Raw genomic sequence first — 12872 nt, forward strand, 5'->3', positions numbered from 1 at the left:
GTGACCGGTTTTTTATGCACAGTAGAAAAGCCGCTTTTCAGTCCTCCAATAACGGCAGCAGCAGGATAAACGTCGAGCCCTTGCCCAGCTCACTTTCACACACGATGCGCCCACCGTGCCGTTCTATAACCGCCTTGACCATGGTCAGGCCCAACCCAAGACCTTCGCTGCCCTGGGCCGAATCGAAACGTCGGTATTGGTTGAACAACTCCGGCAGATCCTCAGGCGCAATCCCCGGTCCCTGGTCACTTATCCTGCACTCCAACCAACCTTGCGCACTGCCATGCCTCAACCTGACGGTGGTACCGGATGGGGAATATTTGATCGCGTTCTCCAGCACATTGAACAACGCCCGGGTGAGCAGTGATTGGTCGGCGTAGACCATGGCCTCATCCGCCTCATCCAGGTCGTGAACCAGATGGATGCCCTTCAACTGCGCAATCACCGCCACCTGATCAAAGGCGTCCATCACCAGCATGGCGAACAGGGTGGGCTGGAACTGGTAACCGTCCGCTTCAGCCTTGGCCAATTGCACAAAGGATTCGGTCAGGCTCAAGGCGCGCCGCACCTGCTGTTCGATCTGGGCAAACACCGGGGATTCTCCGTTGTGCACGTCCAGCAGGGCGAGGATCGCTGAATGCGGTGCACGCAGGTCATGGGACAGGAAACGCAGCATCGTCTCGCGGTGCTGCTGGGCTTCACGCTCCTTGCTCAGGTCGGTGAGGCTCAACAACCAGCCGAGGGCAAAATCCCCTTCGGCAGGCAGCAAAGGCGCCAACTCCATGCGCAAACTGCGTTGGTGGATATCGCGAAACTCGACCAGTTCCAGCGCCGACAGGGCAGGGCGTACACCATTGTGCAGCGGGGGATAACCCAGATCGGCGAGTTGTTCGACGAGGTTTTCGCCGACCAGGTCATTGCCGAATACTTCACGGGCTACGCGGTTGGCCAACAGGATACTGCCCTGGGGATCAGTGATCAGGGTCGCCACCGGCAGGCACTCCAAGCCGTCAGCCATAAAGCGCCGCGTATCGCGGGTACGGCTGACGGCTTGTTCAAGGGCAAAGATCCGCCCTTGCAACACATCGCCCTTGCTGGCGGGCGCGCGACGACGTTCCGGGAGCACTTTAGGTTCGTTATCCAGGCGTGCCAGTTCCCAGCCAAAGTAGGCGAGGATTACGCTCAGGCGCCGCCAATTCCAGATCAGGTAACTCAGCAGCAAACCGATCAGGCATGCTGCGGGGCTCCACCAGTGGCCCAGGCGCAATAGGGCCCATGAGCCCAGCAACGCCGCGGCCATGCCTGCCAAGGTCATCCACAGGGCGTAGCGGGGCCGCACAAGCAGAAGGCCCAGCAGCAGGGCCACCAGGGACGTTGCCAGCAACGCCGCCATCCAGCCGGGCAGATCGACGATGCTGCGGCCCTGCAATAAACCATTCAGTACGTCAGCCTGGATCTCAACCCCCGCAGTGGTGCCCACGGTGGAAGAGAGCGGCGTCACGAAACGATCGGCCATGCCATAGGCTGAGGCGCCGATCAGAATCAGGCGACCCCGCAACGACTCGGGAGGTACCTCGCCGCGTAATACGCTGACGTAGGACACGCTGGGAAAAGGGTCTGGTTCCGAAGTGAACGGCACACGAATCTCATGTTCCTGGTGCCAGTGCCCTCCAGTAAGCTCTTGGGGCAGGCCTGGCATCGTCTCGGCATGCTCGCTCATGGCGAATGCCAGCCACGCCAACTGAGGAAGCGTGCTTCCCGGCGGGCCTTCACGTAAATACACGCTACGCACCACACCGTCTTTATCCGCTTCGACGTTGATGTGCCCAACGCCCTTGGCGCACTTGAGCAGTGGCGACAACGGCGTTACCTGGGCCTTGGGGCTTACGCTGCTATCCCCGGCGATGGGCAGCAATACATTGCCGGCTTTGCAGACGGCATCGGCCAGGCGCTGGTCGTCATTACTGTTGCCGCTCTCACTGAAGATCACATCAAACAAAATACCCGCCGGCTGGGCGGCGTTCAGGCGTTCAATCAGGTCGGCATGTACGCTACGCGGCCAAGGCCACGGGCCGAGTGCTTCCAGGCTCGGCGCATCGATGGTCACCAGAACGATGCGTGGATCCACCGGTAAGGGCGTGAGGCGGCGCAGGCTGTCATAGAGCGGATTGTTAAGCGCCAGGCCAGCACTCAAGGATAAGTAGACGGTAAAGGGCAGGAGTATCAAACCGATCAGCAGCCATTCACGAACCAACCCATGGAACAAAAGTTGGGCCTGGGTAGGTTGGCGTTTCTCGGCTTTGCGCCATAGGTTCACAGGGCTACCGCCACGGGCGTGCCAAGGTATTGATGGTCAATAAGTAAACGTGTCATAAGCCCAGGATCCCTCTCCATGGGGTTGCGATGAAGTGCATGCGGTGTTCTGAAACCAGTGAAGCTTATTTCGGTCTCATTGGAGGACTTCCCACGACCGCGCAATGAACGATACCGCATATTGGAACAGGCATGAGGCACCGGCGAGGCGATCGGCACAGAGCCTTTTCCACACCGACAGGAGCCGGTATCTTCTTCGAAGATCGTAGTGAATTGAATTTACGGCGCTTTCAGCGTATCGAGAGATCCAAGCACTGTAGAATCCGTCCATAATTATTCAGATTCAGAGGTCGGCATTTGTACAGCATGTGCCTTCCATTCAAGCTCTCGTATTTTTGTAGGAAGGACCCCGCCTATGCGTGTCGCAATACTGGATGACGAACCCGCGGAGTTGCGACGGGTGGAACAGACACTGCGACAGATTCCTGGCCCGGCTGACCAGCCTTGGTCTCTGCATTTCTTTGAGCGCGGTGAAGACCTGCTGCGCCAGCTACGTCGGGAAACCTTTGACCTGCTGATCCTCGACTGGCAACTGCCGGACATCTCCGGGATAGCGTTATTGCGCTGGACCCGCGAGCACATGGAGTCGCCTCCCGCCGTCATCATGCTCACCAGCCGCGATGCCGAGAGCGACATCGTGACAGCGCTGAATAGCGGGGCGGACGATTATGTCAGCAAGCCGTTTCGGCCCAACGAACTCAAAGCACGCGTCAGTGCCGTCCTGCGGCGCCACGGGTTGCAGAAGTCGGCTAGCCAGGAAGTGCAGAGCTTTAACGACCTGACGTTCGACGATGCCGAACTAACTGTGACCCGCGCAGGCAAACCCATCAACCTGACAGAACGGGAATACCGCCTGGCAAGTTGTCTATTTGCCAACCTGGCCCGGCCGTTGTCTCGTGAGTACCTGTATGAGCGGTTCTGGAGCCACGAAGAAATGGTTTCGTCGCGGCCGTTGGACACGCATATCTACCGCCTGCGTAACAAGCTAGGCCTGACGGCGGATCGCGGCTGGCAGCTGTTGACGATCTACGGCTACGGGTATCGATTGGAGAGCGTGACACCCGCCGTGGAAAGTTAAATAGGCTGATGTTCCACGTGGAGCATTTAAAAATGCACGACTGCGAACCAACAAAAAAGGCCAACGCTAAGCGTTGGCCTTTTGTTTTCAGCAGATGTACCTGATCAGAAGTCCAGGTTAGACACCGCCAAAGCATTGCTCTCGATGAAGTCACGACGAGGCTCGACCGCATCACCCATCAGGGTGTTGAAGATCTGGTCTGCGCCAATGGCGTCTTCGATGGTCACGCGCAGCATGCGACGCTGAGCAGGGTCCATGGTGGTTTCCCAGAGCTGATCCGGGTTCATCTCGCCCAGACCTTTATAGCGCTGGATGGTATGACGCTTGGTGCTTTCCGCCATCAACCAGTCCAAGGCTTCCTTGAACTCTTTGACCTGCTTCTTGCGTTCGCCACGCTGAATGTAAGCACCGTCGTCCAGCAGGGTGCTCAGTTGCGCGCCGAGGGTGACGACGGTCTTGTAGTCGTTACTGCCGAAGAAGTCGCGGTTGAAGGTGACGTAGTTGGACAGGCCGTGGGAGATCAGTTCGACCTCTGGCAGCCATACGTTACGTTCGCGGTCTTCACGCAGGCTGGCTTTGTACACCAGGCCAGACTTCTCCACAGTACGCAGGCGCACTTCGTATTGGGCCAGCCAATCCTGCATGGCGGCGTGGTCGCCCAACTGCTCCAGGCTTACGGCCGGCAGGTAGATGAAGTGCTCGGTCAGCTCCTGTGGGTACAGGCGCGACAAACGCTTGAGCGTCTTCATGACCATGCGGAAGTCGTTGACCAGTCGCTCCAGCGACTCACCGGAGATACCCGGCGCTTCGTCATTCAAGTGCAGGCTGGCATCTTCCAGAGCCGACTGCGTCATGTACTCTTCCATGGCGTCGTCGTCTTTGATGTACTGCTCTTGCTTGCCCTTTTTCACTTTGTACAACGGCGGCTGAGCGATGTAGATGTAGCCACGCTCGATCAGCTCCGGCAGCTGACGGAAGAAGAAGGTCAGCAGCAGGGTGCGGATGTGCGAACCGTCGACGTCAGCATCGGTCATGATGATGATGTTGTGGTACCGCAGCTTGTCGATGTTGTACTCATCGCGGCCAATACCGCAGCCCAATGCCGTGATCAAGGTGCCGACTTCCTGGGAGGAAATCATCTTGTCGAAGCGGGCCTTCTCAACGTTAAGGATCTTACCCTTCAACGGCAGGATGGCCTGGGTGCGACGGTTACGACCCTGCTTGGCGGAACCGCCAGCAGAGTCACCTTCCACCAGGTACAGTTCGGAGAGGGCAGGGTCCTTCTCTTGGCAGTCAGCGAGTTTGCCTGGCAGGCCGGCGATATCCAGCGCGCCTTTACGGCGGGTCATCTCACGGGCCTTACGCGCGGCTTCACGGGCGCGGGCAGCATCGATCATTTTGCCGACGACCAGCTTGGCTTCGTTCGGGTTTTCCAACAGGAAGTCGGAGAAGTACTTACCCATTTCCTGTTCAACTGCGGTCTTCACTTCGGAAGACACCAGCTTGTCTTTGGTCTGGGAGCTGAACTTCGGATCCGGTACCTTGACCGAGATGATCGCCGTCAGGCCTTCACGGGCATCATCACCGGTGGTGGCGACTTTATGCTTCTTCGCCAAGCCTTCCGCTTCGATGTAGGTGTTCAGGTTACGCGTCAGCGCGGAACGGAAACCCACCAGGTGAGTACCGCCATCGCGTTGTGGAATGTTGTTGGTGAAGCACAACAGGTTCTCGTTGAAGCTGTCGTTCCACTGCAGGGCGATTTCCACGCCGATGCCGTCTTCACGCTGGATGTTGAAGTGGAACACCTGGTTGACCGCAGTCTTGTTGGTGTTCAGGTATTCAACGAACGCACGCAGGCCACCTTCGTACTTGAACAGCTCTTCCTTGCCGCTGCGCTCATCCTTGAGGACGATGCCGACACCGGAGTTAAGGAAAGACAGTTCACGAATCCGCTTGGCCAGGATGTCCCAGCTGAAGTGAATGTTCTTGAAGGTTTCTTCCGATGGCTTGAAGTGGATCTGGGTACCGGTGGTCTCACTGTCGCCGACGATTTTCATCGGTTCCTGTGGTACGCCGTGGACGTAGGTCTGCTCCCAAATCTTGCCGCTACGGCGGACAGTCAGGATCAGCTCTTCGGACAGGGCGTTCACTACCGACACACCTACACCGTGCAAACCACCGGATACTTTATAGGAGTTGTCGTCGAATTTACCGCCAGCGTGGAGCACGGTCATAATGACCTCTGCCGCCGAAACGCCTTCTTCTTTGTGCACGTCTACCGGGATGCCACGACCGTTGTCACGCACGGTGATGGATTCATCCGGGTGGATGATAATGCTGATGTCGTCGCAGTGACCGGCCAGAGCTTCGTCGATGGAGTTATCGACCACCTCGAACACCATGTGGTGCAGACCGCTACCATCATCGGTGTCGCCAATGTACATACCGGGACGTTTGCGTACGGCATCCAAACCTTTCAGCACTTTAATGCTGGTCGAGTCGTACGTGTTTTCTTCGCTCATGCCTTCACTCCCGATGGTCGTGGGTCTGGGTGATACGGCCTTGTTCCACGTGGAACAAAGCGACTGGCGTTTCCGTCTGCCAGCCTTCCCTCAATAATTCGTGGTCTACACAGGTGATAAACACCTGGCAGCGTAAGTCTTCCAACAAGCGGCATAGCGAGCGGCGGTGCTGCTCGTCGAGCTCCGACGGCAAGTCATCCACCAAATAAATACACTGACCGCGTCGAGCCTGGCTAACCAAATGGCCCTGCGCGATACGCAACGCACAGACCACCAACTTCTGCTGGCCGCGGGACAAGATGTCCGCGGCATTATGTGCTCCTAATCTAAGGCGCAAATCAGCGCGTTGGGGTCCGGCCTGGGTGTGGCCGATTTGCTGATCCCGTTGCAAGGACGTTGCGAGCACTGCACTCAGCTCACGTTCTTTGTCCCAACCCCGGTAATAACTCAGCGTCAGCCCCTCGAGGTCCAACAACTCGCTCAAGGTCTGCTCAAAGACTGGTTTCAAGGCTTTGATATAGGCACGGCGGTATTCATCTATTTCGTCGCTGGCCAGGCACAGTTCACGGTCCCAGGCTGCTTGCGAAGCGGCGTCAAGTGTACCATGCCGCAGCCATGAGTTCCGCTGCCGCAGGGCCTTCTGCAGGCGCTGCCAAGTGGCCATGAAGCGTGGTTCCACGTGGAACACACCCCAGTCGAGGAATTGCCGGCGGATTTTCGGGGCACCCTCCAGCAATCGAAAGCTGTCGGGGTTGATCAACTGCAACGGCAGGATCTCTGCCAACTGCGCTGCGCTGCGCGCATTTTGCCCGTCGATTCTGATCTGAAATTCCCCGCCACGATCACGCGATATCCCCAAGCTGCTATGACCGCCCTCAGCCAGTTCCACTTGGCCAAATACGGTGCAGGCCAATTGTTCGTACTGGATCACGGGTAACAGGCGGGCACTGCGGAAAGAACGCGCAAGCCCCAGCAGGTGGATGGCTTCCAGCACGCTGGTTTTGCCACTGCCGTTGGCGCCATGGAGGATGTTGATGCGGGGGGAAGGGGAGAAGGTCACCGGGTGCAGATTGCGCACCGCGGTGACCGAGACGCGACTAAGGGACATCTAGCTTCTGCTGAGCATGGTTACAGACGCATCGGCATGACAACGTAAGCCGAATCGTCGTTGTCGGATTCTTGTACCAGGGCGCTGCTGTTGGAGTCCGACAGGATCAGACGAACCTGTTCGGTGGTCATCACCCCCAGCACGTCCAACAGGTAGCTCACGTTAAAGCCGATTTCCAGCGAAGCGCCGTTGTAGTCGACACCCACTTCTTCTTCCGCCTCTTCCTGTTCCGGGTTGTTGGCCTGGATTTTCAGTTGGCCGTTGGCCAGCTGCAGGCGAATACCACGGTACTTTTCGTTGGACAGAATCGCCGTACGGCTGAAAGCTTCACGCAGAGCCTGACGATCACCGACCACCAACTTGTCGCCACCTTTAGGCAACACACGCTCGTAGTCCGGGAACTTGCCGTCGACCAGCTTGGAAGTGAAGGTGAACTCGCCGGTGGTGGCGCGAATGTGGTGCTGGCCCAACACGATGCTGACGTTGCCGTCCGGCTCGGTGAGCAAACGCGCCAGTTCAAGGATACCTTTGCGTGGAACAATCACCTGGTGACGATCCGGCTGACCGATATCGGCACGCATCGAGCACATTGCCAGACGGTGACCGTCGGTGGCCACGGCGCGGATGATGCCTTCCGATACTTCCAGCAGCATACCGTTGAGGTAGTAACGCACGTCCTGCTGAGCCATAGCGAAGCTGGTGCGCTCGATCAAACGACGCAGCTTGCTTTGCTCCAGGCTGCACGTCAGCGAGCCCGGGCCTTCTTCTACGGTTGGAAAGTCATTGGCCGGCAAGGTCGACAGGGTGAAACGGCTACGGCCTGCCTTGACCACCAACTTCTGCTCATCCACCTTAATGTCGATCAGCGCATCGTTAGGCAGGCTTTTGCAGATATCCATCAGCTTGCGCGCCGGCACGGTGATCTCGCCAGGTTCGGCGGGCTCTTCGAGCTGGACGCGACCCACCAGTTCGACTTCCAAGTCGGTACCGGTCAAGGACAACTGTTGGCCCTCGACCACCAGTAATACGTTGGAAAGCACCGGCAAGGTCTGTCGGCGCTCAACAACGCCTGCGACCAGTTGCAGGGGTTTCAACAGGGCTTCGCGTTGAATGGTGAAATGCATGGTCTAGTCCCTTGCCTTAATAAGCTGCGCTGGTGTCATCACGTAGTCAGTGTACGCAGCAGGTTCTTGTAGTCCTCGCGAATATCCGCGTCGGATTCCTTAAGTTCATTGATCTTGCGGCATGCGTGCAAGACCGTGGTGTGGTCGCGTCCGCCAAACACATCACCGATTTCCGGCAGGCTGTGGTTGGTCAACTCCTTGGAGAGGGCCATGGCAACCTGGCGTGGACGTGCGACCGAGCGCGAACGGCGCTTGGACAGCAAATCGGAAATCTTGATCTTGTAGTACTCGGCCACGGTGCGTTGGATGTTATCCACACTCACCAGCTTGTCCTGCAAGGCCAACAAGTCTTTCAAGGACTCGCGGATCAGCTCGATGGTGATATCGCGGCCCATGAAGTGCGAGTGAGCGATGACCCGCTTGAGCGCGCCTTCCAGCTCACGCACGTTGGAACGGATGCGTTGGGCGATGAAGAACGCAGCATCGTGCGGCAGATCGACTTTAGCCTGGTCGGCCTTCTTCATCAGGATCGCTACACGGGTTTCCAACTCCGGAGGCTCGACTGCAACCGTCAGGCCCCAGCCGAAACGCGACTTCAGACGCTCTTCCAGGCCTTCGATTTCCTTCGGGTAACGGTCACTGGTCAAGATGACCTGCTGGCCACCTTCGAGCAGGGCGTTGAAGGTATGGAAGAACTCTTCCTGGGAACGTTCCTTGCGGGCGAAGAACTGAATGTCATCGATCAACAAGGCATCAACGGAGCGATAGAAACGCTTAAACTCGTTGATGGCGTTGAGCTGCAAGGCCTTGACCATGTCGGCCACGAAGCGCTCCGAATGCAGGTAAACCACCTTGGCATTCGGGTTCTTCTTTAATAGGTGGTTACCGACGGCGTGCATCAAGTGCGTCTTACCCAAACCTACGCCGCCATAAAGGAAGAGCGGGTTGTAACCATGCTTGGGGTTATCGGCGACCTGCCAGGCGGCCGCTCGGGCCAGCTGGTTGGATTTACCTTCGACGAAGTTTTCGAAGGTAAACGTGCGGTTCAGGTAACTGGTGTGCTTGAGCGCGCCTTCTACCTGCACAGTGCGTTGCTCGGAGCGCACAGGCGCCTGCTGGGAGCTGGCACCGGCCATCGGGTCGAAGCTGTCGCGGGACGGCTCCTCATTCTCTGGCGCATTTTTGCGCGACGAAGGTTTGGAAGGCGCAGCTGTCGGTGCAGGTGCTGCGGCGACAGGCGCCACTGCAGCTTGGGCTTGCGACGCGGCGGCGGCCAATGGCGCATTCGGCGCGGCGCGGGGAGCTGAGCTGCGCTTGCTGCCTATTAATAAGGAGAGAGCAGGCGCCAGACCGTTGCCATGTTCGTCGAGCAATTCGAGAACGCGGCCCAGGTACTTCTCGTTGACCCAGTCGAGGACAAAACGATTGGGCGCATAGACACGCAACTCGTCGCCTTCGGCTTCGACCTGTAGCGGACGGATCCAGGTGTTGAATTGCTGGGCAGGCAGCTCATCGCGCAAAAGCTCTACGCACTGCTGCCAAAGTTCCACTGACACGGATATCCCCTAAGTTGAAAGCCGGTGAGGCAAAAACAGCCGCCATTGTAGCGGCCAGCCGTCCACTTATCCACATGTAGGTTGCTCACAGGCCACCCAAAATCAATGCCTTAACCGCAAAAAATACGACCAGTGGTCTGTGCATAAGCTCTGTGGATAAACCCACCTAAGCTCGTTGTACAAGTGGGGTCGAAAGTCTGTGGGTAACCAGCCTGTGGATAACTACCTGTTCCACACACAGCTTATCCGATGGCGCAGCACAGGCAGAGCACCGCTTCTCCCCCGTGTTGTCATTCTCTGTACAACACGTAAAACAAGGGCTGAAGGCAGTTATCCACAGATGATCACGCCTCTAGCTTTTATAAGCTTTACAGAAAAGCTTTAAATAACTTCCTTCTTTATTTTTATATCTATGGCATGTCCGATGGAAGCCAAACGGGCAGAAGGGCGTCATGACCCCGCCGACATCTAATTAAAGGAAAAGCTGGTTGGAAATTGACCTAGAGGCTTGCTTTCTCTAGAATCGCCGGTCTCTTAAAACGGGGGCCATTCCGGCCCGTTGTGGACGAACCAGGTAACAACGCCATGAAACGTACTTTCCAACCAAGCACCATCAAACGCGCCCGTACTCACGGCTTCCGTGCTCGCATGGCTACCAAGAACGGCCGTGCTGTCCTGTCGCGTCGCCGCGCCAAAGGTCGTGCGCGTCTGGCAGTTTGATAATCCGGTACTGGTGGTGAGTCAGGACTTCAGTCGGGAAAAGCGTCTGCTAACCCCCCGGCATTTCAAGGCAGTCTTTGACTCCCCCACCGGCAAGGTTCCGGGGAAAAATCTCCTGCTCCTTGCGCGTAACAACGATCTTGATCACCCCCGTCTCGGGTTGGTGATCGGCAAGAAGAGCGTAAAGCTCTCCGTTGAGCGCAATCGCCTCAAGCGTCTGATGCGCGAATCGTTTCGCCTCCACCAGGACACTCTGGTTGGTTGGGATATTGTTATCGTCGCGCGCAAAGGCTTGGGTGATGTAGAAAACCCCGAATTGATTCAGCATTTCGGCAAGCTCTGGAAACGTTTGGCGCGTACCCACAAGCCAGCACCAGCAGTCAGCACCGAAACTGTAGGGGTAGACAGCCTTGATGCGTAAACTGGCAATCGTTCCGATCCAGTTTTATCGCTATGCCATTAGTCCTCTGATGGCCAGCCACTGTCGTTTCTACCCCAGTTGTTCCTGCTACGCGTTAGAGGCCATAGAAAATCATGGTCTTCTGCGCGGTGGCTGGCTGACCTTTCGTCGTTTAGGTCGCTGTCATCCGTGGAATCCCGGTGGTTATGACCCGGTTCCACCTATCCCTACCTCCCGTTCTTCTTCGATGGCCGAGTAATCATGGATATTAAACGCACAATCCTGATCGTCGCCCTGGCAATCGTGTCCTATGTCATGGTCCTTAAATGGAACCAGGACTACGGTCAGGCTGCCCTGCCGACTCAGAATGTTGCTACCAATCAGGCTGCGCCGGCTATTCCGGACACCCCGCTGGGTAACAATGCGTCCGCGAGTGCCGATGTTCCCAGCGCGAATGGCGAGACAAGTGCCCCGTTAGAAACGCCAGTGGTCACCAACAAAGACCTCATCCACGTAAAAACGGATGTGCTCGACCTGGCTATCGACCCACAGGGTGGTGATATCGCACAGCTGAAGCTGCCGCTTTATCCACGTCGCCAAGACCATCCGGATGTGCCGTTCCAACTGTTCGATAACGGCGGTGAACGTACTTATCTGGCGCAAAGCGGCCTGACCGGCACCAATGGTCCGGATGCACGTGCTACCGGTCGTCCGGTTTATTCGACCGAACAGAAGACTTATCAACTGGCAGACGGCCAGAACCAGTTGAACGTCGACCTGAAATTCAGCCTCGACGGCGTCAACTACATCAAGCGTTTCAGCTTTACCCGCGGTTTGTACGATTTGAAGGTCACTTACCTGATCGACAACACCAGCGACAAAGCCTGGAGCGGCAACCTGTTTGCCCAACTCAAGCGTGACGCCAGTTCCGATCCGTCTTCCAGCACCGCCACCGGCACCGCGACTTACCTGGGCGCCGCCCTGTGGACAAGTAACGAGCCGTACAAAAAAGTGTCGATGAAAGATATCGACAAGGGCACGCTGAAAGAAACCGTCCAAGGTGGCTGGGTGGCGTGGCTGCAGCACTATTTCGTGACCGCCTGGATCCCGAACAAGGGTGACGCGAACCTGGTTCAAACCCGCAAGGACAGCCAGGGCAATTACATCATTGGCTTCACTGGCCCGGCTTTGACCGTCGCTCCAGGTGCCAAGGCTGAAACCAGCGCTACCCTGTACGCGGGCCCTAAAAGCCAGGCCGTACTGAAAGAGTTGTCCCCAGGTCTGGAACTGACTGTGGATTACGGCTTCCTGTGGTTCATTGCCCAGCCGATCTTCTGGCTGTTGCAACATATCCACAGCATCGTCGGTAACTGGGGCTGGTCGATCATCTTCCTGACCATGCTGATCAAAGGGCTTTTCTTCCCTCTGTCGGCAGCCAGCTACAAGTCGATGGCGCGTATGCGTGCCGTGGCCCCGAAACTGGCCGCGCTGAAAGAACAACATGGTGATGACCGGCAGAAAATGTCGCAGGCCATGATGGAGCTGTACAAGAAAGAGAAGATCAACCCGCTGGGTGGATGCTTGCCGATTCTGGTACAGATGCCGGTGTTCCTGTCGCTGTACTGGGTACTGTACCTGGAAAGCGTGGAAATGCGCCAGGCGCCGTTCATGCTGTGGATAACTGACCTGTCGATCAAAGACCCGTTCTTTATCCTGCCGATCATCATGGGCGCGACCATGTTCATCCAGCAGCGTCTGAACCCAACCCCGCCGGATCCGATGCAGGCAAAGGTAATGAAAATGATGCCAATCATCTTCACCTTCTTCTTCCTGTGGTTCCCTGCTGGCTTGGTACTGTACTGGGTGGTCAACAACGTGTTGTCGATCTCTCAACAGTGGTACATCACACGTAAAATCGAAGCGGCTACCCAAAAAGCCGAGGCGTAATTTACTCTGTGGATAACCACTCAAGACGCCCCCTAGTGGGGCGT

General features: G+C 57.1%; 10 protein-coding genes. 5 read left to right on the top strand and 5 right to left on the bottom strand.

The features are described 5' to 3' along the window. Nucleotides 1-37: 37 nt before the first annotated feature. Nucleotides 38-2317, bottom strand: coding sequence for a CHASE2 domain-containing protein (locus tag V8689_RS29725; protein WP_056790743.1), 2280 nt, complete (start codon nt 2315-2317; stop codon nt 38-40). A 411-nt stretch (nt 2318-2728) separates the two neighbouring features. On the opposite strand from V8689_RS29725, the gene V8689_RS29730 reads away from it, so the two are divergent. Further along, a complete protein-coding gene (locus V8689_RS29730; protein WP_003187255.1) occupies nt 2729-3451 on the top strand; it encodes a response regulator transcription factor in 723 nt (240 codons plus the stop codon). 104 nt (nt 3452-3555) lie between these two features. Here the strand turns inward: V8689_RS29730 and gyrB are convergent, their stop codons facing one another. From gyrB to dnaA, 4 genes are read right to left on the bottom strand one after another with little or no spacing between them, the layout of a single operon-like run. Then, complete coding sequence (gyrB, locus tag V8689_RS29735; RefSeq protein WP_003187253.1) at nt 3556-5973, bottom strand: DNA topoisomerase (ATP-hydrolyzing) subunit B; 2418 nt, start codon at nt 5971-5973, stop codon at nt 3556-3558. A 4-nt stretch (nt 5974-5977) separates the two neighbouring features. Next, the gene (gene recF, locus V8689_RS29740; RefSeq protein ID WP_003187251.1) at nt 5978-7081 is read right to left on the bottom strand and encodes a DNA replication/repair protein RecF; all 1104 of its coding nucleotides are present in this window, start codon (nt 7079-7081) and stop codon (nt 5978-5980) included. A 20-nt stretch (nt 7082-7101) separates the two neighbouring features. Further along, nucleotides 7102-8205, bottom strand: coding sequence for a DNA polymerase III subunit beta (gene dnaN / locus V8689_RS29745; RefSeq protein ID WP_003187250.1), 1104 nt, complete (start codon nt 8203-8205; stop codon nt 7102-7104). 38 nt (nt 8206-8243) lie between these two features. Beyond that, nucleotides 8244-9761, bottom strand: coding sequence for a chromosomal replication initiator protein DnaA (gene dnaA / locus V8689_RS29750; protein WP_032894380.1), 1518 nt, complete (start codon nt 9759-9761; stop codon nt 8244-8246). Nucleotides 9762-10346: 585 nt separating this feature from the next. Here dnaA and rpmH point away from each other — a divergent pair. Genes rpmH through yidC form a run of 4 tightly spaced genes read left to right on the top strand, consistent with a single transcriptional unit; the run spans nt 10347 to nt 12828 of the window. Then, nucleotides 10347-10481 (top strand): 50S ribosomal protein L34, encoded by a 135-nt coding sequence (gene rpmH / locus V8689_RS29755; protein ID WP_003213577.1) that lies wholly within the window; start codon nt 10347-10349, stop codon nt 10479-10481. 13 nt (nt 10482-10494) lie between these two features. Further along, entirely contained in the window at nt 10495-10902 is a 408-nt protein-coding gene (gene rnpA, locus V8689_RS29760) for a ribonuclease P protein component (protein WP_020302575.1), read from the top strand. After that, complete coding sequence (gene yidD, locus V8689_RS29765) at nt 10895-11140, top strand: membrane protein insertion efficiency factor YidD (protein ID WP_019816912.1); 246 nt, start codon at nt 10895-10897, stop codon at nt 11138-11140. The genes rnpA and yidD overlap by 8 nt, the downstream gene beginning before the upstream one ends. Nucleotides 11141-11142: 2 nt before the next feature. Next, nucleotides 11143-12828 (top strand): membrane protein insertase YidC, encoded by a 1686-nt coding sequence (yidC, locus tag V8689_RS29770; protein ID WP_434520669.1) that lies wholly within the window; start codon nt 11143-11145, stop codon nt 12826-12828. Nucleotides 12829-12872: the final 44 nt, after the last annotated feature.

The sequence above is a fragment of the Pseudomonas sp. AK181 genome (genome assembly GCF_051122975.1).
GTDB lineage: Bacteria > Pseudomonadota > Gammaproteobacteria > Pseudomonadales > Pseudomonadaceae > Aquipseudomonas > Aquipseudomonas lactis.

What these genes read in the sequence shown, in the direction of transcription:
- yidD (WP_019816912.1), top strand. Translation starts at nt 10,895, where the DNA reads ATGCGTAAACTGGCAATCGTTCCGATCCAGTTTTATCGCTATGCCATT.
- yidC (WP_434520669.1), top strand. Translation starts at nt 11,143, where the DNA reads ATGGATATTAAACGCACAATCCTGATCGTCGCCCTGGCAATCGTGTCC.
- recF (WP_003187251.1), bottom strand. Translation starts at nt 7,081, where the DNA reads ATGTCCCTTAGTCGCGTCTCGGTCACCGCGGTGCGCAATCTGCACCCG.
- gyrB (WP_003187253.1), bottom strand. Translation starts at nt 5,973, where the DNA reads ATGAGCGAAGAAAACACGTACGACTCGACCAGCATTAAAGTGCTGAAA.
- dnaN (WP_003187250.1), bottom strand. Translation starts at nt 8,205, where the DNA reads ATGCATTTCACCATTCAACGCGAAGCCCTGTTGAAACCCCTGCAACTG.
- V8689_RS29730 (WP_003187255.1), top strand. Translation starts at nt 2,729, where the DNA reads ATGCGTGTCGCAATACTGGATGACGAACCCGCGGAGTTGCGACGGGTG.
- rpmH (WP_003213577.1), top strand. Translation starts at nt 10,347, where the DNA reads ATGAAACGTACTTTCCAACCAAGCACCATCAAACGCGCCCGTACTCAC.